Source organism: Cupriavidus sp. FW305-26 (assembly GCF_058787975.1).
In genome coordinates, this window is sequence record NZ_JBYTAH010000039.1 from 30,763 (window position 1) to 51,785 (window position 21,023).

21 protein-coding genes and 3 pseudogenes are annotated in these 21,023 nt (G+C 61.9%); 7 read left to right on the plus strand and 17 right to left on the minus strand.

Going from position 1 to position 21,023, the window contains the following annotated elements; translation table 11 throughout:
• Positions 1-22 precede the first annotated feature (22 nt).
• A complete protein-coding gene (locus AC3WQZ_RS20635) occupies positions 23-985 on the plus strand; it encodes an IS5 family transposase (protein WP_454750511.1) in 963 nt (320 codons plus the stop codon).
• A 459-nt stretch (positions 986-1,444) separates the two neighbouring features.
• Complete coding sequence (locus AC3WQZ_RS20640; protein ID WP_454750519.1) at positions 1,445-1,915, plus strand: plasmid fertility inhibition factor family protein; 471 nt, start codon at positions 1,445-1,447, stop codon at positions 1,913-1,915.
• 313 nt (positions 1,916-2,228) lie between these two features.
• Here the strand turns inward: AC3WQZ_RS20640 and AC3WQZ_RS20645 are convergent.
• Positions 2,229-2,723 (minus strand): annotated as a pseudogene (locus AC3WQZ_RS20645) (flavin-containing monooxygenase); the annotation flags it as partial.
• Positions 2,713-2,871: an NAD(P)-binding protein gene (locus AC3WQZ_RS20650; protein ID WP_454750510.1), complete on the minus strand. Its 159-nt coding sequence runs from the start codon at positions 2,869-2,871 to the stop codon at positions 2,713-2,715. The gene AC3WQZ_RS20650 and the pseudogene AC3WQZ_RS20645, both read right to left, overlap by 11 nt.
• A gap of 508 nt (positions 2,872-3,379) precedes the next feature.
• Here AC3WQZ_RS20650 and AC3WQZ_RS20655 point away from each other — a divergent pair.
• From AC3WQZ_RS20655 to AC3WQZ_RS20670, 4 genes and pseudogenes are all read left to right on the plus strand, one after another.
• A pseudogene (locus AC3WQZ_RS20655) lies at positions 3,380-3,838 on the plus strand (XylR N-terminal domain-containing protein); the annotation flags it as partial.
• A gap of 292 nt (positions 3,839-4,130) precedes the next feature.
• Positions 4,131-4,397: a sigma 54-interacting transcriptional regulator gene (locus AC3WQZ_RS20660; RefSeq protein WP_454750509.1), complete on the plus strand. Its 267-nt coding sequence runs from the start codon at positions 4,131-4,133 to the stop codon at positions 4,395-4,397.
• Positions 4,361-5,587 carry an ISL3 family transposase gene (locus tag AC3WQZ_RS20665; protein ID WP_454750508.1) on the plus strand — a complete coding sequence of 409 codons (1,227 nt, stop codon included), beginning with the start codon at positions 4,361-4,363 and terminating at the stop codon, positions 5,585-5,587. The genes AC3WQZ_RS20660 and AC3WQZ_RS20665 overlap by 37 nt, the downstream gene beginning before the upstream one ends.
• Positions 5,588-5,598: 11 nt before the next feature.
• Positions 5,599-5,880, plus strand: a pseudogene (locus AC3WQZ_RS20670) (sigma 54-interacting transcriptional regulator); the annotation flags it as partial.
• A gap of 288 nt (positions 5,881-6,168) precedes the next feature.
• Here the strand turns inward: AC3WQZ_RS20670 and catC are convergent.
• From catC to AC3WQZ_RS20705, 7 genes are all read right to left on the minus strand, one after another.
• On the minus strand, positions 6,169-6,444 hold the full coding sequence (gene catC, locus AC3WQZ_RS20675) for a muconolactone Delta-isomerase (RefSeq protein ID WP_153956376.1): 276 nt from the start codon (positions 6,442-6,444) through the stop codon (positions 6,169-6,171).
• 93 nt (positions 6,445-6,537) lie between these two features.
• Positions 6,538-6,879, minus strand: a complete 342-nt coding sequence (gene mmlI / locus AC3WQZ_RS20680) for a 4-carboxymethyl-4-methylbutenolide mutase MmlI (protein WP_153956375.1) — start codon at positions 6,877-6,879, stop codon at positions 6,538-6,540.
• Positions 6,880-6,949: 70 nt separating this feature from the next.
• A complete protein-coding gene (locus AC3WQZ_RS20685; RefSeq protein WP_454750507.1) occupies positions 6,950-8,233 on the minus strand; it encodes an MFS transporter in 1,284 nt (427 codons plus the stop codon).
• Positions 8,234-8,321: 88 nt separating this feature from the next.
• On the minus strand, positions 8,322-8,984 hold the full coding sequence (locus tag AC3WQZ_RS20690) for a 3-oxoacid CoA-transferase subunit B (protein WP_153956373.1): 663 nt from the start codon (positions 8,982-8,984) through the stop codon (positions 8,322-8,324).
• 5 nt (positions 8,985-8,989) lie between these two features.
• Positions 8,990-9,688: a 3-oxoacid CoA-transferase subunit A gene (locus tag AC3WQZ_RS20695; protein WP_454750506.1), complete on the minus strand. Its 699-nt coding sequence runs from the start codon at positions 9,686-9,688 to the stop codon at positions 8,990-8,992.
• A 253-nt stretch (positions 9,689-9,941) separates the two neighbouring features.
• A complete protein-coding gene (locus AC3WQZ_RS20700; RefSeq protein ID WP_454750505.1) occupies positions 9,942-10,856 on the minus strand; it encodes a LysR family transcriptional regulator in 915 nt (304 codons plus the stop codon).
• A gap of 95 nt (positions 10,857-10,951) precedes the next feature.
• Complete coding sequence (locus AC3WQZ_RS20705) at positions 10,952-11,842, minus strand: MBL fold metallo-hydrolase (RefSeq protein ID WP_454750504.1); 891 nt, start codon at positions 11,840-11,842, stop codon at positions 10,952-10,954.
• Between AC3WQZ_RS20705 and AC3WQZ_RS20710 the strand changes: the two genes are divergently transcribed.
• Complete coding sequence (locus tag AC3WQZ_RS20710) at positions 11,841-12,197, plus strand: hypothetical protein (RefSeq protein WP_454750503.1); 357 nt, start codon at positions 11,841-11,843, stop codon at positions 12,195-12,197. The genes AC3WQZ_RS20705 and AC3WQZ_RS20710 overlap by 2 nt on opposite strands.
• 352 nt (positions 12,198-12,549) lie before the next feature.
• On the opposite strand, the gene AC3WQZ_RS20715 is transcribed toward AC3WQZ_RS20710, so the two are convergent.
• The 8 genes from AC3WQZ_RS20715 to AC3WQZ_RS20750 form a co-directional block, all read right to left on the minus strand.
• Positions 12,550-13,557 (minus strand): tripartite tricarboxylate transporter substrate binding protein, encoded by a 1,008-nt coding sequence (locus AC3WQZ_RS20715; RefSeq protein ID WP_454750502.1) that lies wholly within the window; start codon positions 13,555-13,557, stop codon positions 12,550-12,552.
• A gap of 55 nt (positions 13,558-13,612) precedes the next feature.
• Entirely contained in the window at positions 13,613-13,810 is a 198-nt protein-coding gene (locus AC3WQZ_RS20720) for a muconolactone Delta-isomerase family protein (protein ID WP_454750518.1), read from the minus strand.
• Between the two features lie 115 nt (positions 13,811-13,925).
• Positions 13,926-15,044 (minus strand): muconate/chloromuconate family cycloisomerase, encoded by a 1,119-nt coding sequence (locus AC3WQZ_RS20725; RefSeq protein ID WP_492301169.1) that lies wholly within the window; start codon positions 15,042-15,044, stop codon positions 13,926-13,928.
• Positions 15,045-15,186: 142 nt separating this feature from the next.
• Positions 15,187-16,164: an NAD(P)H-dependent flavin oxidoreductase gene (locus AC3WQZ_RS20730; RefSeq protein WP_492301171.1), complete on the minus strand. Its 978-nt coding sequence runs from the start codon at positions 16,162-16,164 to the stop codon at positions 15,187-15,189.
• Positions 16,165-16,197: 33 nt separating this feature from the next.
• Positions 16,198-17,175, minus strand: coding sequence for a Bug family tripartite tricarboxylate transporter substrate binding protein (locus tag AC3WQZ_RS20735; protein WP_454749198.1), 978 nt, complete (start codon positions 17,173-17,175; stop codon positions 16,198-16,200).
• Positions 17,176-17,305: 130 nt separating this feature from the next.
• Positions 17,306-17,767 carry a MaoC family dehydratase gene (locus AC3WQZ_RS20740; RefSeq protein ID WP_454749199.1) on the minus strand — a complete coding sequence of 154 codons (462 nt, stop codon included), beginning with the start codon at positions 17,765-17,767 and terminating at the stop codon, positions 17,306-17,308.
• 20 nt (positions 17,768-17,787) lie between these two features.
• The gene (locus AC3WQZ_RS20745; protein WP_492301172.1) at positions 17,788-19,395 is read right to left on the minus strand and encodes an AMP-binding protein; all 1,608 of its coding nucleotides are present in this window, start codon (positions 19,393-19,395) and stop codon (positions 17,788-17,790) included.
• Between the two features lie 69 nt (positions 19,396-19,464).
• Positions 19,465-21,000, minus strand: a complete 1,536-nt coding sequence (locus AC3WQZ_RS20750) for an AMP-binding protein (RefSeq protein ID WP_454750239.1) — start codon at positions 20,998-21,000, stop codon at positions 19,465-19,467.
• Between the last annotated feature and the right edge of the window lie 23 nt (positions 21,001-21,023).

A 21,023-nucleotide genomic window follows, 5' to 3' on the forward strand; every position in this document is an offset into this window, starting at 1 on the left:
CGAGCCAGCGAGCATGTAGCGCATGAAACAAACTGACCTTGGCCTGAACTTGTCGACCAAACGCACCCGCAGGCGCGAATTCCTGGACGAGATGAGCCGTGTGGTGCCGTGGGCCGATCTGGTGATGCTGATCGCTCCGTACGCCCCGGAAGGCAAGCGCGGCCGTCCCCCGTTCGCGGTCGAGGCAATGCTGCGCATCCATTTCCTTCAGCAATGGTTCGGCCTGTCGGACCCGGCGATGGAAGAAGCGCTGCACGATGTGCCGCTGTATCGGGAGTTCGCCGGTCTGGACAACTGGACGGTGAGGCTGCCCGATGAGAGCACCATTCTGCGGTTCCGTCACCTGCTGGAGAAGCACAAGCTGGCCGCTCAGATTCTCGCGCTGGTCAACGACATCCTTCGTGACAAGGGATTGATGCTGCGCGCGGGCACGGTGGTGGACGCGACACTGATCAGCGCACCGAGCTCGACCAAGAATGCGTCGGGCGAACGCGATCCGGAGATGCACCAGAGCAAGAAAGGAAACCAGTGGTATTTCGGCATGAAAGCGCACATTGGCGTGGACGCCGAAAGCGGGCTGGTGCACACGGTGCGGGGCACGGCGGGCAACGTCAACGACGTGGTTGAGGCCAACAGCCTGCTGCACGGTGAGGAAACTGACGCGTTTGGCGATGCGGGCTATCAGGGCGTGGAGAAGCGTCCGGATGCGCGGGCGGGCGTGAACTGGCACGTGGCGATGAAGCCAGGCAAACGTCGCGTCCTGGACCAAAGCAAACCGCTTGACGCGCTCGTTGATCAGGTCGAGCGAATCAAGGCGGGCATCAGGGCCAAGGTCGAGCATCCGTTCCGGGTCATCAAGCGGCAGTTCGGCTACACCAAGGTCCGCTATCGCGGGCTGAGGAAGAACACCGCGCAACTCATGACCTTGTTCGCGCTGTCCAACTTGTGGATGGCGCGCGGCAAACTCCTGGCTGCTGGGGCATGAGCGCGCTTCTGGCTCACGCCAATGCCTCGCGCACAGCCCGCGAAGCTGCTCCACGCGTCCCAGGCAGCTTCGCTCCTGGCTGATAGGTTGGCGTCGTGGCGCATTCAGCTTCCTATTAAACGGCCAAGCACACTCGATTCGTGTTTGTGCAGAGCATCCTTAAGGGCGTTTGGCCGGCACAAGTGTCGGCCATTTTTTTCGTGGCTCGCTCGCTGTCAACCGGTCCAGATGGGTTTCCCACGCGGCGGAACTGGGCAGCCGGGCAGCGACGGAGCTTCGACGGTGGCAACTCATGCCGCGCGGCGAAGCGATCCGCTTTAGTGATTGGCGAGTTCACACAGGCACGGCGCTAACGCATAATGCTTGGTCATACGAATTTCATTGCAGCGCTGTTCCAACAGCGCCGCATCGAATCCGGACCCGACGAGGCTTCGGAGAGAACAAGAAATCGGAGTCGCCTTGCCAACAGATCAGGTGCAGCGCAGTTCTGATGGGAACTGGATCGTTCCTATCCCCGGTCATAGTCCCTATTCATTCACCCGCATGAAATGCGGCTTCGCCGCCCCCGACTCGCGTCATAAGGTGGTCTTGATCGACCTGAAGAAGCTGCTTGCTTGCGCAGATCGCGATAAAACGGACTATGTCCTACAGGCTGCGCAGTACTGGCATGCGGGCAAGGTGCGCGGCATTCGCGAGTTCCTGGCACCCGGGCAGGAGCGGATTCCGGAAATTCCCTACGTAACGTTCACAATTCGGCGCTGCCGTACGTTAGCCGGATTGATTGGCTTTGCCCGCGAGGGTGTGGCGTCGTTTCGAAACGGCCAGCATCGCGCCCGCTATCTGGCCTTTGCGGGCGCGGGCGGCCTGCCGGTCGAGGTCCATGAAACTGAGGCGGATCTGCTCGAGCGTTTTTGCGGTTGGGGTCGTTAGCGTACGTCTGAACGCTTGACGGGCGCGGAAAGGGAAGAGTCTCTGCCTGGTTGCCGATCGAACACGGCGACCGGCGCTGCATGAAATCAGCGGCTGTCCTGGTCGAAGGGGTTCCCTGCCAGCACGCCTCATAGTGTGCCTGCCTCTCCGCCGGGGTATCCGCCAGTGCTGATGGCCGCAAGCGCTCGAACGGTACGCCTGCGAAGCTTTCCCATGCGCCCCGGCGCAGAAACGTGTAGCGCTGCTTCGCTTCACGGTCAACCTCTGCGCGCATCGGCTCATTCATGAGCGGCGCGGCAAAGTTTGGCGTGCGCTGAAAAACAGTCAGGTGGTCGGCCTCCTGTGCGATCAGTGGAATTGCCTGCATCGCGGTGGCTCCGGTGCCAATGATCCCGACGCGCTTGCCCCGGAAGTCCACGCCATCCTTAGGCCATTGTCCAGTGAAATAGACCTCACCTTGGAAGGAAGACGCACCGGGGAACTTCGGGATGTTGGCATGTGACAGTGTGCCAACGGCGGGAATGAAGAACCTGGCGATCAGCAGTTCCCCGGCGCTTGTCCGAACCTCCCACCTGCGGCTGCCTTCATTGAAATGCGCACTGATTACAGCCGTCTCAAACTGGATGTCGCGCGTAAGATCGAACTTGTCCGCAACGAAGTTCAGGTACGCCAGGATCTCTGGCTGTGCGGCATACTTTTCGGACCAAGTCCATTCCTGCTGCAGTGCTTCGGAGAACGAGTAAGAGTAGTGATGGCTGGGGATGTCGCGGGCGCGCGCCGGGATAGCGGTTCCAGTATCATGTCCCACCCACGCCGTCGGCGGCTTCAATCACTCGCACTTTCAGATTCAGCTTGTCGCGAAGAAGGTGAAGCATATAGAGCCCGGCGAATCCCGCGCCGTCGACAACGGCGTCGACTTCGCTCACGGAAGCGTCTTGCAGGCGGTTCTCAGACATTGGTGTCTCCTTGTCGATGGTGGTGAAGGTCTTTGCGCGGCTCGAGCTTGAGCCGTCTTCTGCCGGCCTCTTCCGGGTCGGCTGACAAGCGGATATTGCTGATGCTTGGCGAGAGGCGTGTTTGCAATCGTTGTGCCAGCGCGGTGTGCCCGCGTGGACGCGTTGCGTTGTGGTGGCGTGTAATGCCACAACGCATCTGGCACGGTTCTGGTAGTTGCTGATTTCCCGCACATCGATTGCGCAAATCATGAACTCTGCTCCGCGATGGCCGCAGCACCGCGCACTATCGCATGGCCGCTAGGGTGGACACTGATGACGTTGCCATGGGTCCGTGTCTACACTCGCCGGAGTACATGGTCATTGGCTCCGAGCCAGGAGACACGCCGGCCACACGTGACGCACCGTCGACAAAGGTGAGAAAGATTCCCGATGCATCGAGCCCGAAGTTCCCGCACAGCCGCGATCTCATCTCGCAGGTCACGTTCGACGTACAGCACGGAAAAATCTGGTGCAGGAGCAACGCATGCTGCTGACACACAGCAGCCTGTTTGCGAATTTGCGTACCGAACTGGAGACGACACTGAGGGCCCCGCGCGCGCGGGGCCTGCTGATGCGTCTGGGGTTTCATTCCGGCTGGCGCGACGCCGTTCTGGCTCGAAAGATTCGTCCCGATCTATCCACCGCCGACGCTTTTTTTGCTGGCCCCCAGCTGGCACTGATCAAAGGTATGGTGAACGTCCAGCCACTAAAGCTGGATTTCGATGTCGCAACTGGCGACTTCCATGCCGAGTTCCAGTGGCAAGACGCCTTCGAAGCGGAGCTGCAACTTCTGGAGCATGGGCCGGCATCCGCACCGGTTTGCTGGCTGCTGGTCGGCTATGCCAGCGGCTTTACTACCTTCTATATAGGTCGCAGCATCATCTTCAAGGAGATGCAATGCGCGGGGTGTGGCCGTGAATTCTGCAAGATCGTCGGCCGTCCGGCGGGCGAATGGGAAGACTGTGAAGAACTGGAGCGCCTGCTCCAGCCCGATCTCATGGCAGATGAGCTGCTGTCAGTACAGCATCAGCTCAGCCGGCTTAAGGAGTCGATTGGCGACGCCTCTTCACAAGGCGAAGTCTTGGCCAATTCGGCGGGTCGTTCCGAACGATTCCGACAGGCCACCCGCATGTTGAAAAAAGCGACATCGGTGTCAGTCACCGTTCTCCTGCAAAGCGAGACGGGCGTCGGCAAAGGAGATCTTTGCGCGCGGTTTGCATATGAGCTCCCCGCGCTCGGATCAGCCTTTTGTCGCCGTCAACTGCGCCTGCATTCCACCGGACCTGATCGAGGCGGAACTGTTCGGTGTCGAGAAAGGGGCATTCACGGGGGCGGTGACGAGCCGGGAGGGCAAGTTCGAACGGGCAAATGGCGGGACACTTTTTCTGCCTCTTTTGAATTTCAAGTGGGTGGTATCGTGGCGGGTTTCAGGTAAAGAGCAACACGAGCGATGCATAGCAAACTGTTTGAAGCAGCCCTTGGCGTAAGCGATCCGTGGTTCGTCCGGGAAGTCGACTTCAACGCGAAAACCAAGACGTTGACGATCCAGATTGACTTTGTCGCCGGCAGCCGCTTTTCCCACCCGGAGGTCGCGGGTGGGCACCCGGTTCACGACACAGTGACCAAACGCTATCGGCACCTGAACTTCTTCGAGCACGACTGCTATCTCGAAGTCCGCACGCCACGCGTGAAGCTTCCCGACGGTCGCGTGGCGTTGGTCGAGCCGGACTGGGCGGGCAAGCTCTCTGGCTTCACGTTGCTGTTTGAAGCCATGGTGGTGGCGCTTGCGCAGCAGATGCCGTTTTCTGCTGTAGCCAGAACGGTGGGTGAGTCGTGGCATCGCGTGTACGCTATCTGCGAGCGCTATGTCGACCTCGCGGTGGCCGAACTCGATCTGGCCGGCATGACCGCTGCCGCCGTTGACGAAACGTCCTACAGGCGCGGTCACAACTACCTGACGCTTGTCGCTGATGCCGACGCGCGTAAGGTCGTGTTTGTGACCGAAGGCAAGGATGCTGCCACGGTTGGAAAGTTCGCTGAATATCTGCACGAGCACAACGCTGCGCCTGAGCAGATCGGGGCGGTCAGTATCGACATGTCGCCGGCATTCATCAAGGGCGTCAGTGAGCATTTGCCCAACGCGCGCATCACCTTCGACAAGTTCCATGTCGTGGCTCACGCTTCGGCAGCCGTGGACAAGACCCGGCGTATCGAACAGAAGACCGATCCAAGCCTCAAAGGCCTGCGCTGGACGCTGCTCAAGGACCGCGACGGCTTGCCAGCCGCACAGCGTGCCGATCTCGACGCGTTGATCGCCAACGTCACGACCAAACGCACTGCCCGTGCCTGGCTGTATCGCGAGCAGTTGCGCGACATCCTTGAGCGCAAGCAGATCAACGTGGTTTCCGCAATGCTCGAGCAGTGGTGCACCAACGTCATGCGATCCAAGGTCGAGCCAATGAAGGAGGTCGCGCGCATGATCCGCAAGCATTTCGACGGAATCGTTGCATGGGCCCAGACGCGCCAGACCAATGGCTTCCTGGAGGCGCTCAACGGCCTGTTCCAAGCCGCCAAACGCAAGGCCCGCGGTTATGTGAGCTTCAAAACCATGCGCACCGTGATCTTCCTGATCGCCGGAAAGCTCGACTTCTCCTCGATCAACCCGCATGCCGCATAACCCACTCATTTTTCAAAAGAGCCCTTTTTCTTGATGAGGTGGTGAAACTGAGTCCGCGCGCGCAGGCAGCTCTGCTTCGTGTGCTGCAGGAAGGGGAATTCGAGCGCGTCGGTGGAACGCAGACCCGGCGGGTCGATGTGCGCCTGGTTGCCGCGAGCCACGAGGAACTGGCGGAGGCAGTCAAGCGCGGGAGGTTCCGCTCGGATCTGTTCTACCGTCTGAATGTCTACCCGGTTCAGATTCCTGCGCTCCGCGAACGCCCCGAGGACATCCCGATCCTGGTCGCCCATTTTTGAGCTGCCGTTTCCGACCGAGCACTACAAGCTCACGATCGGATGGCATCCTTGAAACCATGAAGACCCGGCGGTGAAATGGCTGCGAACGCAGGTCTTGGGGCTCCTTTCTCAGGAACGCTGATTTGCAGGACGTATGAGCCTTGGCCTGCGTCGTCCTGCCACGTCGGATCCAAGGGGTCCGCCAGCGTGACAACGCCATACCTGTCACCGCCAGCGGGTATCGCCTTGCCGGCGCGAACCTTCCTGCGCCGCAGACGAGGCATTTCGATGCAGTGGTGACGCTGCTCAGATCGCAGACGGATGTCGTGCCAACGGCGTGACCTTGATGGTCATGTAGGGGAACAAGGGCAGTGATGACAGCAGCTCATGCAACTCGTCATGGCTTTCTACATCGAAGATGCTGATATTGGCGTAGCGCCCCGCCACGCGCCAGAGGTGTGGCCATTTTCCGGCCCGCTGGATTTCGATCGCCCGCGCCTTTTCCGCCGCCTTGATGGCTTCGGCACGGTCTGCGGGGACTGAGTCGGGAATCTTCACGTCCATCTGAACGCAGTAAAGCATGGTGTCTCCTTGTCTGTTCTAGGTAAGCGGGGCTGGAACCGGGTCGCCTCCGGTCCGGCTTCAGCCTATGCGCTAAATCGGGTAAGGCGGTGCTTAGCCAGCGCTCCTCTCGCCGGCGACAGATGCGGTGCGAAATGGCTTGAGCCGGCCGATAAAGGTCTTGCCGTGTTCGAACCACGCCTTGCGGACGTCGGAAGCCATGTAGCGGTCGTAGTCAGCCTCGTTCTCGAACCAGCATTCGCCGATGGCGTCCACATGCCCGATGTCGAAAAAAGGCACATGGGTGTCGGTCGGCTGCCCGGCGACGAGGCGGACCTCATACCGATGCAGGCCAGGCACATCGTGCGACATCTCGTAGTGGCGCAGGCATTCAGCGCGGAAGGCTTCGTCAGTCATGCCTTCTGGCTTGACCAGCAGGTACAGCATGCGAATCATGTGGATTCCCCTTGTTGTTGGATTAACCATGGTCAATGGCCGAGTGGGCCTGGTAATCGTGCGACGCCCTTCAGGAAGGTGCGCGCGCCGGGTTGGCGAGCGTGACCGTGTCGCTGTCGTCCTCGGTGCCGATGTTCTCGATGGCAATACCTCGGGTCTCGGGCAGCAGCAGCATGCCGAATACCGCGAACGCATAGGCCGCGAGGCAGAAGGCGCCCATGGCATTGGCCAAGCCGATATGGGTGGACAGCACGCCCACGCCGACGACGGAGCCGGCGCCGACTGACTTGCCCACGTTGTAGGCGAAGCCCATGCAGGTCGTGCGCACGTTGGTGGGAAACAGTTCGCTAAGGAACGGTCCCAGCGCGGCGAACATGCCGATGGCCGAGAAGCCCACCAGGAACCCCAGCATGGCGGTTAGCGTCGGGTTCAGCGGCAGCAGCATATAGCTGACAGTGACGATCCAGGCACAGATCGACAGCATGATCAGCGTGGGGCGGCGCCCGATGCGATCGCACAGGTCCGCCGCCACTGCGAAGCCGCAGAACGAGCCGAAGGCCATGATGAAGACGGTGACGATCCGCGAGGTGGCGGCGACCTCACGCTGGCTCTGCAGGGACGGCAGCCAGACCAGGATGGCGTAGCAGCCGGCCTGAAGCCCGATCACCAGCACGCTCGACAGGATCAGCGAACGCGCGTACCTGCGATTGAACACCGAAGCGAGCGACGCGCGCGGCGCGCTGCTCTGCCGAGCACGCTCGAACATGGGAGCGTCTTTGATATGGCGACGGATAAACAGCACGATTGAGGCCGGGATGATGCCGATCCAGAACGCCGCCCGCCATGCCATGTCCTGTGGCAACCAGGCCAGCAGCAGCGTTGCGATCACTGCCGCCAGTGCCCAGCCGAGAGCAAAGCCGGATTGCACATAGCCCATGGCCTTGCCGCGGTGCTTCGGGTCGATGACTTCAGCCATCAGCGCGGCGCCGACGGCCCATTCTCCGCCGAAGCCGAGGCCCTGCAGTGTGCGTGCCACCAGCAACTGGTGATACGTCTGGGCGAAGCCGGCCAGCACACCGAAGAACGTGAACCAGACGATGGCAAAGACCAGGATGCGGGCACGGCCGTAGCGATCGCTGAGGATGCCGGCGCCCCAGCCGCCGATCGCCGTAACGATCAGCGCCACGGTGCCGAGCACGCCGACCTCCGCCTTGTTCAACCCCCACGTGAGCGTCAGCGCGGGTAGCAGAAAGCTGAACATCTGCATGTCGAACGAATCCAGGGCCCAGCCGGAATAGCAGGCCCAGAATGTCTTCTTTTGCTGGGGTGTCCCAGTCTTGTACCAAGTCAGCATGTTTGTCTCCTCTCTGTGTCGATCTGTCTGGATGGGCGGCCGGCGTTGCACCCTGTGTTTGAACAGGCACCGGCGCGGGTGCCCGGTTTCATGCGTATTCGGGCCGTAGCAGGGTGGTGAAGTCGAGTTCCACGTCGGTCACGGCCTGCAGCGCCTGTGGCGACATGTCGCCGACGGTTTCGATGACCGACACGCCGCGCGGGCCGATGGCGAAGGTGCCGAGTTCGGTGTAGACGCGGCTGACGCAGCGCAAGCCGGTCAAGGGATAGCTGCACTGACGGCGCAGCTTGCTGGCCCCGTCCCTAGTGAGATGGTCCATCATGACGAACACCCGCCGGGCCCCGATGGCCAGATCCATCGCGCCGCCCACGGCCGGGATGGCATCGGGCGCGCCGGTGTGCCAGTTGGCCAGGTCGCCATGCTCCGATACCTGGAACGCGCCAAGCACGCAGATGTCTAGATGGCCGCCGCGCATCATGCCGAAGGCATCTGCATGATGAAAGAATGCCGCGCCTTGCTCCAGGCGGATGGCTTCCTTGCCGGCGTTGATCAGGTCCCAGTCTTCCTGCCCCGGCTCCGCCGCCGACCACTGACCTAGCACACCGTTTTCGCTGTGCAGGATGACCTCGCGGTGCCGGGGTAGGTGGTTGGCCACCAGCGTGGGCAACCCGATGCCGAGGTTGACATACGATCCGTCGGGGATGTCCCGCGCCACGCGCGCGGCCAGCATGTTTCTTGCCACTTGATCCATCGTTCTCACCCTGCCTGCATGACTTCAGCTTGTGCGGCTGCGCCGTCGCGAAGGACGACGCGGCTAACGAAAATCCCGGGCGTCACGACGTCCTCGGGGTCTAGCTCGCCTAGTTCGCATACGCGAGCTACGGCCGCGATCGTCTGGCTTGCCGCCATTGCCATGACGGGCGCGAAGTTGCGCGCGGTCTTGTTGTAGATAAGGTTGCCCCAGCGGTCGGCGGCCGCGGCGTTGATCAGCGCGACATCGACAGGGAGGGGGTACTCGAGTACGTAGCCGCGACCGTCGATCTGGCGGGTCTCCTTGCCCTCAGCCAGCAGCGTGCCGTAACCGGTGGGCGTGTAGAAGGCGCCGATGCCACTTCCGGCGGCGCGCAGGCGCTCGGCCAGCGTGCCTTGCGGCACGACTTCCAGCTCGATCTGGCCGGCGCGGTATAGTTCCTCAAATACGTGGGCATCGCGCTGGCGCGGGAAGGAACACACCAGCTTGCGTACCCGGCGGGCCTTGAGTAGCGCCGCTAGCCCGGTGTCACCGTTGCCGGCGTTGTTGCTGACCACCGTGAGGTTCTTGGCGCCCTGCTCGATCAGGGCGTCGATCAGTTCGTCGGGCATGCCGGCGCCGCCGAATCCGCCAATCGCGATGGTGGCGCCATCGGGGATATCGTCCATGGCTTCGCGCGCCGTTCTGTAAAGCTTATCGATCATGTCTCGCGTCCTTGTTGTCTGCGAGAGTAGGTTGCCATGCAGTCGGCGGCCTCACAATTTCGGGTTCTGCAAGCAGCCTTAGCGCTGGGTTAAGGCGTAGTGAAGCCGGGCAACAGCACGCTTGCTTGCGGCGGCAGGAACGCTATGTTCGTCAATCTCTATATCTGCGAAGGGGGGCGACAACGTACCCGCGCGAGCCGGCCTCGGTGCTGACACCGAGCGGGCACAGGGCAGGTGCAAGCAGGGAAGGGAGCTAGCTAGCGCTGCCGCCCGGTGCGTAGCGGCCGATTAGCCGGTTGGCGAACTCGCGGGCGAAGCTCGACAGGCCTTCCAGGTCGCGCGCGCAAACCTGGAAGGTGCGGATGGCCCAGTCATCGCGCAGGTTGCAGGCGCCGATCGGCTGCTCGCCCTTCAGGCGCGCGAACGCGGCCTTTGGCATGATGGCGATGCCAGCCCCGGCGGCAACCATACGGCAGATGGCGTCGTAACTGGCCACATGCACTCGGATGGTCATGGGCTTGTGCAGTGCGCCGGCAGCACGCGTCATGAACATCTGGAAGGCACTGCCTTCGAGCAGCGCGACGAAGGCGTATTCCAGCGACTGCTCGAACCAGACCTCGCGCTGCGCAAGCAGCGGATGGCCGAGTGGTGCGACCAGAATCAGCGCGCTTTTGACGAAGGGCACCGCCTGCAGGCCCGCAGTGGGCACATTGCCGGAGATGATGCCCAGATCGGTGGCCCCTTCGCGCACCAGGCGGACGATGTCGTCGCTCAGGCGCTCACGTACGTCGATGCGCACGTCTGGGTGGCTGGCGAGATAGTCACCGATCACCGGTGGCAGGTACTCCGTGATGGCCGTGGTGTTGGCCACCAGCTTGAGCTGCCCCGAAAGGCCCGCGGTGAACGGCTGGAGGTTGCCTGTGAGCCGTTCCAATTCGGCGAGTACCACGCGGGCATGCTGGAGATACACTTCGCCGGCCGCCGTCAACGCTACCCCTTGGGGCGAGCGCTCCAGTAAGCGCACACCCAGCGTGTCTTCGAGATTCTTGATGCGGTTGCTGACTGCCGGCACGGAGAGGAAGGAACGCTCCGCACCACGGGTCAAGCTACGCGTCTCCGCTACATTGACGAAGAGGCGGAAATCGGTGATGTCGAAGGGAACGGCCATGCTGCAGTTCTCGCGCACAAACTGGCTGTGCCACCATCATACCCGCGAGGGCGGGGAGGCGCGCGGCGGGAAAGCGGCCACATGGCCACCATTGGTCACCAGGTGGCGGGCTCGAAGCGAAAGCCTTCGCCCTGGCGGCGCACGTAGCCACAGTAGGGCTCGCCGAAATGCACCGGCAAGACCAGTGCCTCGCGGTCAGCGGCCTGGTTGAGAAAGGCCAGGCGCGTACTGCGCGCCAAGTCGGGGCGGATGCAATAGCCGGAATTGACGTCAGGGCGCATGATTTGCAGCGGACTGTGCAGGATGTCGCCGCAGAAAATCGCTTCCTCACCCCGCGAGCGGACGCGGAACACCACCTGGCCAGGGCTGTGGCCCGAGGCGGGCTCGACCTGCAGGCAGCCGGCGATCTCCTGCCCGGGCTTTATCATTTCTGCCAGGCCTTCCGTGACCACTGGCATGACACTGTCAAAAAAGGACTCGCCGAATACATCCACCACGCCCGGCTCCTTGTTGCGACCCTCGTCGCAGAAGACAAAGTCATCCTTGGGGATGTAGTAGCGCGCATTGGGGAAGGTTGGTACCCAGCGGTTGTCCTGCCAGGTAGTGTTCCAGCCGACATGGTCCGCATGCAAGTGCGTCATCACTACATGCGTGACCTTCTCCGGTGGCGCGCCGGCGGCGGTCATCCACTCGCGCACCAGCGTGTTGAGCATATTCATACGCGCAATGCCGGCGCGCGGCTTGAAGTTGCCCACGCCGGTATCGACCACGATGATATTGTCGCCGGCGTGCACTACCCAGAACTGGATCGTCACGATCAGCTTGTTCATGTGTGGTATCCAATGGTGCGGTGCCATCAGATCAGCGTTGGCATCGAGCACGGCGCGGTCGATGTCCGGGAAGAGGAAGGCGGGATCATGCGTGGGTCCCGCGTATTCGAGGATGCGGGTGACCTTGAGGTCGCCCAAGGTGCGCGTTTGCATCATGTGCCGTGTCTCCTTTTCTGGTGTTGCGATGGCCCGCCTTGGGACCTGTCTTTGCGGCATGGCCGAGGCCCGCATTGGAAAGCCTCAAGCATCGGTGATCTTCATCCTGCCGCCAATTTTGCATTCCAAAAGAGGGGTTTCAGGCAGATTCATGCGTGCGGTGCATTTCACACTTGCATGTGTGTCAGAGTATGAGTCACAAGCCTTGCAGTGTCCAAGACTGAAAATGTTGGATTCGATATCTACAGGGTATCGCAGCGGCGAATCAACAGACGCCGTGAAACCCAAGCTGGTGGCGGTCAAAGAGCAACTGCGCAGGCGCATGCACCAGACCATCGCGGAGCAAGGTATCTGAGCGCGATGGTGGTCCGGCATGTGCGGTAATTTTGGGGTGCCGCGCAACGGAACAGCGCCGCTAGACCGGTTTCCTATTTGCATTGCCCGACTGTGATGCGTCGCCGGACTCTGAAGTGCGGCCTAACGTGGTAGCAGATCATTGCGCATTGGCCTCCCACTTACATTTGTGCGCATGGCCGAGCATAGCGTGGGCCGAGACCCGATGACGAGTACATCCCGGAGCTGGCGACTAGCGAGTTGCTCGCGGTTGAAGCCAAGCAATCAGGTACTGAACCAGCGTATATGCGAGCTTCAACAAATGCGCTGGTCGCCGAACAATGTCCAATTGGTCGACCAGGCGCGATATGCGGTCAGTCGGCGCGAATGCCACGCTCGCGGATCAGCATGCCCCACTTCTGGCTCTCTTTCGCCAGGTGGTCGCGCAGGGCGGAGGGCGTGCTGCCGATCGGCTCGGCACCGATAAAGGCCAGGCGTTTCTGCACCTCCGGCTTCTTCAGTGCCTCGAGCATGGCTCGGTTCAGCGACTCGATCACTGGCTGCGGGGTCTTGGCCGGCACGAAGGCGGCGAACCAGGGCGATAGCTCATAGCCCGGAAGTCCGGCTTCGGCCACCGTCGGCACGTTCAGCAAGGCACTGGAGCGCTTGGCAGTGGTCACAGCGATGGCCCGTAGCCTGCCGGCGTCAATTTGCGGCTTGGCCGACGTGATGCTGTCAAACATATAGTCCACCTGCCCACCCAGCATGTCGGACATGGCAGGGCCGCTGCCCTTGTAAGGGATGTGCAGCATGTCGATGCCGGCCATCGAGTTGAAGAGTGCAGCCGCGAGGTGGATGGAAGTACCGTTGCCAGCCGATGCATACGTGTACTTGCCGGGCGAAGCCTTGGCGTGGGCGATCACGTCCTTGACGGTGCCTTCTTGCCTTCGGTTCTTGTTGACGACCAATACATTGGGTACCACGGCCAGCAGCGAAACGGGCGCAAAGTCCTTGACAGGATCATACGTCAGTTGGCCGTATAGCGCGGAGTTAACGGACATGCCATTGCCTACGATAATCATTGTGTAGCCGTCGGCGGGCGAGCGCGCGACGAATTCCGCGCCGATATTGCCGCCGGCGCCAGGCCGATTCTCCACGACGACCGGTTGACCGAGCGTGCGCGACATGTCGTCTCCCAGCGTGCGGGCGATATTGTCAATGGCTCCGCCCGCCGGAAACGGCACTACCCAGCGGATGGCGCGGTCGGGATAGGCGGCTTGTGCGGCCGCTGTTGCGAATGCCAGTGCAAACGAAAGGCCTGTGGCGAGTGCTACGGTGCCTGCGCGGTAGGTGCTACCCCGCCGCTGGAACAATGTCTTCATAGTCTCCTCTCAGGGTTCAGGTTCAAATACAGGGACTAAATCAATGGCGCGGCATTCATCGAACCGACGGGTTCTTTGCTAGCGGTGTGGCGCGGATCTTCATGTGCGGGACGAACGGCCGGCCCGACTGCAGCGTGTGCACGGCGTCGTTCGATTCCACGTCGAGGATGCTGTAGTTGGCGTATTGGCCGACGACACAATAGAGCTGCTTCCATGTGCTTCCTTGCCTTTTTGCGGAAGCAACTGGGCCTATACGTTTTCGGGCGCCTTGAGGTCGTCCGGCTGCGCGACGAACAGACCGTGCGGCAGGATCACATCCATACGGACCTGATAGAGCATGGCAATCCTCTTTCAGAAACTGTGCGGGATCAGGCTCGGCGGTAGTGCGCCAGTTTGGCTTCATCAATCGTGAGGCCCAAGCCCGGGCCTTCGGGCAAGTGCAGGCGAAAATCGCGGTACTCGGGGCGCTTCACGACGATATCGTCTTTCACCAGCAACGGGCCCAACAACTCGGTGCCCCAGGCCAGTTGCGGCAGGGTGCAGAAGCCATGCGCGGCGGCGATGGTGCCCACGCTGCCTTCCAGCATGGTGCCGCCATAGAGCGCGATGCCGGCGGCATCGCCCACGGCCGCGGTGCGCAGCATGCCGAAGATGCCGCCGGACTTAGCGATCTTCAGGGCAAACACGTCGGCACCGCCGATGCGTGCCAGCTCCATCGCGTCTTCCGGCCCGCACACCGCCTCGTCGGCCATGATCGGCACGACAAAGCGGGCGGCCAGCCGGGCCAGCGCGGCACGCTGTTCGCGCGGCGTGGGTTGTTCGATCAGGTCGATGCCGGCGGCTTCCAGCATGGCGATGCCGGTGGCGGCCTCGGCCTCGTTCCAGGCCTGGTTCACGTCAACGGTCACGCGGGCACGCTCGCCCAGCGCGCGCTTGATCGCGGCCACGTGGGCCACGTCGTCGCGCACGGCGCGGCGGCCGATTTTGAGCTTGAAGGTGTTGTGGCGGCGGGCTTCCAGCAGTTGCTCGGCCTCTGCGATATCCCGCCCGGTATCGCCACTGGCCAGGGTCCAAAGCGCCGGCAGCGTGTCGCGCACGGCGCCACCCAGCAGCGTGGCCAGCGGCACGCCGAGGCGCTTGCCCTGCGCATCCAGCAATGCCGTTTCAAGGGCGCACTTGGCGAAGCGGTTGCCGCGCGCCACCTTGTTCAGGCGCGCCATGGCCGCATGCACGTTGGCGGCGTCCTGGCCGACCAGCGCCGGGGCCAGGTAGGTGTCGATGGTGAGTTTGATGCCTTCGGGACTTTCGTCGCCGTAGGACAGGCCACCGATAGTAGTGGCCTCGCCGATACCTTCAATGCCGTCGCTGCACTGCAGCCGCATGATAACCAGCGTCTGCTGCTGCATGGTCGCCATGGCGAGCTGGTGTGCCCGGATGGTGGGCAAGTCGACCAGAATGGCTTCTATCGATTGAATTGTCGCCTTCATGTCTGTGCAGCGTATATCGCCCGGAATGGAGTGTTCGAATGCCACCACCACGTGTTCATCTAGATCCCACGGTTCCGAGAAAGGCGGATGCCGCAGTCACGGTGATTGCACTCGTGTTGCGCGACGCTCTTTTGTCTTGAGATCAGGGCAATCGTGCCATGCGATCGCGCGCAGCAACGTACTCATGTCTAAGTCGTCCGACAATCTCGGAGGTGGTAGGAATGTCATGGATCTGCGCCACGCCATGCCCGGCGCCCCAGATATCCTTCCAAGCTTTTGGCTTGGAGCGACCATCCGCAAAGCTCATCTTGGATTTCTCGCCTTCTCTCAGATTATCGGGATCCAACCCAATACGCTCGATGCTTTCGCGGACGTAGTTTCCGTGCACACCGGAAAATAAATTGCTATAGACGATGTCAGACGCGCCGGCCTTGACCAGCGATTGCTTGTACTCCGGGCTCGCATTGGCTTCCTCGCTGGCGATGAAGCGCGTACCGATGTAGGCAAAGTCAGCGCCCATGGCCTGCGCCGCAAGAATTGCATCGCCGGTGGCGATGGCGCCGGACAGCGCGATGGGACCGTTGAAGCGACGGCGGACCTCACCTACTAATGCCATCGGCGACAGTGTTCCAGCATGTCCACCGGCACCGGCAGCGACAAGAATCAGCCCATCAACACCAGCTTCCAATGCTTTCTCTGCATGGCGCAGATTGACTACATCATGGAAGATAATGCCGCCATAGGAATGGACGGCTTCGACGATCTCCCGCACCGGCGCCCGCAGTGACGTGATGAAGATTGGCACGCGATGGCGCACGCACGTTGCTACGTCTTGTTCCAGCCGCACATTGGAAGTGTGGGCGATCTGGTTGACCGCGAGCGGCCCGACAATCGCACCGGGATTGGCCGCCCGAAAGGTGTCGAGTTCCGCCCTCATCAGCGTCAGCCATTCATCGAGCAATTCCGGCTGACGCGCATTCAATGCGGGAAACGAACCGACGATGCCGGCCTTGCATTGGGCCAGCACCAATTCCGGATAGCTCACGGTGAACATTGGCGACGAGATCACTGGCAAGGCCAGGTTCTGCAGGATTGGAGGCAGATGGGGGGCGGTAGCCATGATGGTGGTTCCGTTGAGTTGATTAAGTTCGGCTCAATCGAGCGACACACCGGAAAGTTTCACGCGTTCGCTCTGGATCTTTCGGTCTTGTGTCAGAAAATCTTTGAACGCCATTGGTGTGGAGCCCACTGCGACATAGGAGAACGCATCGATATACTTTCTGCGGAAGTCTGGCGACTGGACGATGCGGCTGACGTCAGAGGAAATCTTCTCCACTAGCGCGGGCGGCGTGCCATGCGGCGCAACAAGGCCGATATTGAAGACCGCATTGATCTCCTTGATCCCTAGCTCCTTGAAGGTGGGCACATCGGGCAGCGCCGCCGAGCGCGTGTCCGCCGAGACGGCGAGGGCCTTGAGCGCGCCGGACTTGACGTGCTGCTCGATCACCGAGACGCCGAGTACGGCGGCGTCGATCTGCCCTGAGATCACTTCTGGGATCAGTGGCGCGGCACCCTTGTAAGGGACGTGTACCATGGTCAGGTTTTCATTATGCGTGAACATCGCCATGGGTAGGTGCGCGATGCCGCCGGCGCCAGAGGAGCCGTAGGTCATTGGCTTGCTTGCTGAAACTTTCTTCGCGAGCGCGATGAACTCCTTGAGCGAATTGGCGGGCGAGGTCTTTGGCACGAAGAACACCAACGGGAGTGCCACGAGTCGCGATACCTCGGCAAAGTCCTTGTCTGGGCTGTACGGCAGCTTTTTGTACAGAAATTGGTTCATGGTTAGCGCAGCTTCCGTGCCAGCAAACAGCGTGTAGCCATCCGGCGCGCTCTTGGCGACGAACTCGGCGCCGATGATTTCATTGGCGCCAGGCTTGTTCAGCACCACCACCGGCTGCTTCCACGCATCGGCAAGCCGTGGCGTGAGTCCTCGCACGAAGCTGTCCACCGGACCGCCGGCCGAGTACGGCACGACGATGGTTACCGGCTTGCTCGGGAAGCTCTGTGCCGCTGCGGTGCCGGCAACGGTTAGGGCGACCAGCATGCCGGTCAGTCTGATCAGGGATTGCATGGTGTCTCCTGGTGTTCGTCTGGGGTTGCAATGCGCTACCGCAGGGGCGGCCGCGGTCAGCGGCCCCGATTCTGCGATCGGATATCCTGCTGAAGTTGGTAATGGGAAAGAGCGGCGATGTGGCGCGCGTTCAGGCGGCCTGGACGTCGCGCTTGAGCACCAGCACGTCGGTCGTGCCGTCCTGGATCACGCCACCGGTCTGGTCGATTAACTGCAGTCGCCGGTTTACGCGTCCTACGCGTTTGCTGGTGCCGGCCTCTGTTTCCAGGATCTCCATCCTGAGCCGCAGCGTCTGGCCAACGAATATCGGAGCCGCGAAGGTCCAGTTCTGCAGCGACATCATGGCCACGGCTGATTTGTCAAAGACGCCGAGTTGATGCAGCATGCCGGTGGCCAGTGCGATGCCTAGTGCACCGTGGACCACACGCTGTCCGAAGCGCGTGTCCCTGGCGAATTCCGCGTCGGCATGGATCGGATTCCAGTCTCCAGACAGCATTGAGAACATCGTCAGGTCGGTCTCGGTGATGGTGCGACCAGTGCTCTCGAACACCTGCCCGGGAAGGAAATCCTCGAAATAGAGCGTAGTTGGCATGAAATTTTTCGGGGCGGGGTTCACGCGCTTGCGGCGGCGACAGGTTCCGCCAGCCGCGCCAGTGCCAGGTCACGCAGCTTGTTGCGCTGGGTCTTCACGCCGTTGGAGCTTAGCGTGACCGGATAGGCATCGACGAACCAGACACGCGCGGGCACTTTGAACGGCGCCACTTGGGCGCGCATCTGGGTGATGACATCGGCGTCGGCTAGCTGGGCACCGTCAGTGAGGATCAGAAATGCGACCAAGCGGGTCTGCCCATCGATTTCCACGGCGACCACCTGCGCGTCGGTGACACCATCGAAGCGCTTGAGCACGGCCTCGATTTCGACCGGGTTGACCAGGAACCCGCCCAGACGAATCGCATCGCCCATGCGCGTTTCATACACGAACGAGCCGTCGGCGCGTAGATGGCCAAGGTCGCCGGTTCGGAAAAAGCCGTCGGGACGTACCGCTTCAGCGGTGGCGTCCTGATCGTGGTCATACCCCAGGAACAAGCTCGGCGCGCTGATCTCAATCTCGCCGGACTGTCCTGCTGGCAGCAACGCTCCCGTCTGGACATCACGGATACGCACGGTGGCATCGCCCCGAGCTACCGGGAGGCCGCCTCCTTCGAGACGCGCCTGCACCGGCAGCGTCATCGGCTGGCAGGAAAACAATGCCAGGACTTCGCTCGATCCATACAGCCCTGCGAGTGGAATGCCCCGTGCGCAAGCCTCGCTGGCATATTCGGAGAAGCTCGAAGTGAATGCACCGAAGCCGAATAGCCGCGCGGCCGGAAATGGCCGGTCCGCCGGTGCCGCGTCCAGGATGCGGCGATACATCTCATCGCTGCCGAACGTGTGCGTGACACGCTGGTCGGCGAGCAGCCTGGCGGCCTGAGGCCCCTCAAACGTCTCGAGCAGTACCACGGGCGCGCCCCCCGCGAACGCCGCCAGCACGCCATTCAGCCCGAATACGCCGCAGAACGGCAGCATGGCCAGCATGACCGCACCATCCGCATCCATGCCATAAGCGTGTGCACAACGCCTGGCATGATCGACGAGCGTGCGTTGGGGGTGCATCACCAGTTTGGGGCCTTTGGTGGTACCCGAGGTCGTGAACAAAATGGCGCAGGCATTGGGATCGGATTCATCCAGCCCTTGCACCGGCTCGCGCATATGCAAATCGAAAGGCACCACGGGGCGGCCCACCAGACGGGCGGGCGTTGCCGGATCAGCATCCACCAACGCGATGGCTTGCAGCGTGGGCAGCGAGGCGGGATCCATGGCATCGAGAATCCCGGCGAAGTCGATCTTTCGGAAGCCCGGTTGCAGCACCAGCAGGCGGGCGCCGCTCTTTTCGATGAGGTAGCTCACCTCTTCACTACGATAGCGCGTGTTGACCGACACCAGCGTCGCGCCGACGCGCGCCAGCGCAAAGAACAGCGCCAGCCATTCGATGCGATTGACGAGCCACACACCGACCCGGTCTCCCTTGCCGATACCTTGGGCCTCCAACCAAGCGACTGTGCGACGGCACAGCAGATCGAATTCTGCATGGGTGATGGCACGCTCACCCTCTATGAATGCGACCGCATCCGGGTGCTCTGCCAGGTGCGCGTCAATCAGGCTCCATAGATTCATCTTCATGCGGCCTCCCATATTGCTGCATTCGCAGCGTGTTGATTGTTGTTCATCGCTACACTTGCCGCCGCTTGTTCAGATCCGGCGCCCGGCATACTGCCAGTAGCCATCGCGCAGCTTGCGCTTGTGGATCTTTCCGCTTTCCTGGCGCGGCAGTTCGGTGCGTAGTTCGATCACCTTCGGCACCTTGTAAGCGGCGAGCCGGTCTTTCAGCCACACACGCATTCCCTCCAGATCCAGTTGCACGCCGTCGGCAGGCTGTACCACTGCCACGACCATTTCGCCAAACTCCTCATGGGGCACGCCAAACACCGCGCAGTCCGCCACACCCGGCATGCCGGACAGTGCGTTTTCGATTTCAGCCGGGTAAATGTTCACACCGCCGGAGATCACCATGTCGCTCTTGCGATCGCAGATGAACAGGAAGCCGTCGGTATCGACGTAGCCCATGTCGCCCACGCATGCCAGTCCTTCGCAATCTATCGCGGCGCGCGCCTCAGGCCGATTGTGGTAGGTAAAGTCCGAATAGGCAGGCTGGCGCACATGGATGTTGCCAACTTCTCCTGTGCCGAGGCGGCAGCCCGCGTCGCTGTAGATGCGCACCTCGGCCTCGCTCACAGGCCGGCCGACCGATCCGGGCTTGCGGATGGCCTCCGCGGACGAAATCACGGTAACCATACCCATTTCGCTGGACGCATACGATTCATTGATGACTGGCCCCCACCAATCGATCATGGCCTGCTTGATGGCAACGGCAAAGGGCGCGCCTGTACAGGCGACGAAGCGCACGGACGACAGGTCGTAACGGTTGCGCACATGTTCCGGCAACGCCAGCAGCCGCACGCACATGGTGGGTACCAGGTACAGGTGCGTGATGCGATGGCGCTCGATGGCGCTCAGGGTGGCTTCGGCATCGAAGCGGGGATCCAGCACGACCAGTCCGGTTGCCAGCATGGCCTGCACACCGTAAAGATTGGGCGCGCCGTGATAGAGCGGCGCGGACAGGTACACGCGTGCCTCTGCGGAAAAATCGAACACGGCCTTGACGGTATCGCGCAGCAGGCGCGGCTGCTCTGGATGCAGGCCCTGCTCGAGGCGCCGCACGCCTTTGGGACGTCCAGTAGTACCCGAGGTATAGGCGAAGCGCCCGCGCGGCCGGCACGACGGACCGCTGTACGCCACCTGTGCGCTGCGCCATGCTTCATAGCGAAGGATGTCTGCCGGCACTTCGCCGGTAACGCGCGAAGAGGGATAAGCCTGCAAGGCCAACGGTTCTGGCGTGACCGCCAGTACGCGCACCCCTTCCGGGATCGCGGCACGCAATGTTGCTAACAAGTCCGCCTCGATGAACAGCACACAGGCACCGCTGTCCTGCAGGATATAGCCCAGCTCATCCACGGTGAACCGCCAGTCCACCGGACAGTGATATGCGCCGACGCGGTTGCATGCCAGCGTGATCTCGAACAGCGCGGGCGCGTTGCGAAGCACGATGGCCACGACATCGTCCTCTCCCACGCCCAGGGCTGCCAGGCCGCCGGCAACCTGCGCGGCGCGGCGTTCGATCTCGGCGCCGTCGAACCGGGTTTCGCCATATTGCAGTGAGGCAACCATCAACTCTCTCCTTTTGCGGTACG

What these genes read in the sequence shown, in the direction of transcription:
- AC3WQZ_RS20635 (WP_454750511.1), top strand. Translation starts at nt 23, where the DNA reads ATGAAACAAACTGACCTTGGCCTGAACTTGTCGACCAAACGCACCCGC.
- AC3WQZ_RS20650 (WP_454750510.1), bottom strand. Translation starts at nt 2,871, where the DNA reads ATGTCTGAGAACCGCCTGCAAGACGCTTCCGTGAGCGAAGTCGACGCC.
- AC3WQZ_RS20660 (WP_454750509.1), top strand. Translation starts at nt 4,131, where the DNA reads ATGAGCTCCCCGCGCTCGGATCAGCCTTTTGTCGCCGTCAACTGCGCC.
- AC3WQZ_RS20665 (WP_454750508.1), top strand. Translation starts at nt 4,361, where the DNA reads ATGCATAGCAAACTGTTTGAAGCAGCCCTTGGCGTAAGCGATCCGTGG.
- catC (WP_153956376.1), bottom strand. Translation starts at nt 6,444, where the DNA reads ATGCTTTACTGCGTTCAGATGGACGTGAAGATTCCCGACTCAGTCCCC.
- mmlI (WP_153956375.1), bottom strand. Translation starts at nt 6,879, where the DNA reads ATGATTCGCATGCTGTACCTGCTGGTCAAGCCAGAAGGCATGACTGAC.
- AC3WQZ_RS20685 (WP_454750507.1), bottom strand. Translation starts at nt 8,233, where the DNA reads ATGCTGACTTGGTACAAGACTGGGACACCCCAGCAAAAGAAGACATTC.
- AC3WQZ_RS20690 (WP_153956373.1), bottom strand. Translation starts at nt 8,984, where the DNA reads ATGGATCAAGTGGCAAGAAACATGCTGGCCGCGCGCGTGGCGCGGGAC.
- AC3WQZ_RS20695 (WP_454750506.1), bottom strand. Translation starts at nt 9,688, where the DNA reads ATGATCGATAAGCTTTACAGAACGGCGCGCGAAGCCATGGACGATATC.
- AC3WQZ_RS20700 (WP_454750505.1), bottom strand. Translation starts at nt 10,856, where the DNA reads ATGGCCGTTCCCTTCGACATCACCGATTTCCGCCTCTTCGTCAATGTA.
- AC3WQZ_RS20710 (WP_454750503.1), top strand. Translation starts at nt 11,841, where the DNA reads ATGTGCCGTGTCTCCTTTTCTGGTGTTGCGATGGCCCGCCTTGGGACC.
- AC3WQZ_RS20705 (WP_454750504.1), bottom strand. Translation starts at nt 11,842, where the DNA reads ATGATGCAAACGCGCACCTTGGGCGACCTCAAGGTCACCCGCATCCTC.
- AC3WQZ_RS20715 (WP_454750502.1), bottom strand. Translation starts at nt 13,557, where the DNA reads ATGAAGACATTGTTCCAGCGGCGGGGTAGCACCTACCGCGCAGGCACC.
- AC3WQZ_RS20725 (WP_492301169.1), bottom strand. Translation starts at nt 15,044, where the DNA reads ATGAAGGCGACAATTCAATCGATAGAAGCCATTCTGGTCGACTTGCCC.
- AC3WQZ_RS20730 (WP_492301171.1), bottom strand. Translation starts at nt 16,164, where the DNA reads ATGGCTACCGCCCCCCATCTGCCTCCAATCCTGCAGAACCTGGCCTTG.
- AC3WQZ_RS20735 (WP_454749198.1), bottom strand. Translation starts at nt 17,175, where the DNA reads ATGCAATCCCTGATCAGACTGACCGGCATGCTGGTCGCCCTAACCGTT.
- AC3WQZ_RS20740 (WP_454749199.1), bottom strand. Translation starts at nt 17,767, where the DNA reads ATGCCAACTACGCTCTATTTCGAGGATTTCCTTCCCGGGCAGGTGTTC.
- AC3WQZ_RS20745 (WP_492301172.1), bottom strand. Translation starts at nt 19,395, where the DNA reads ATGAAGATGAATCTATGGAGCCTGATTGACGCGCACCTGGCAGAGCAC.
- AC3WQZ_RS20750 (WP_454750239.1), bottom strand. Translation starts at nt 21,000, where the DNA reads ATGGTTGCCTCACTGCAATATGGCGAAACCCGGTTCGACGGCGCCGAG.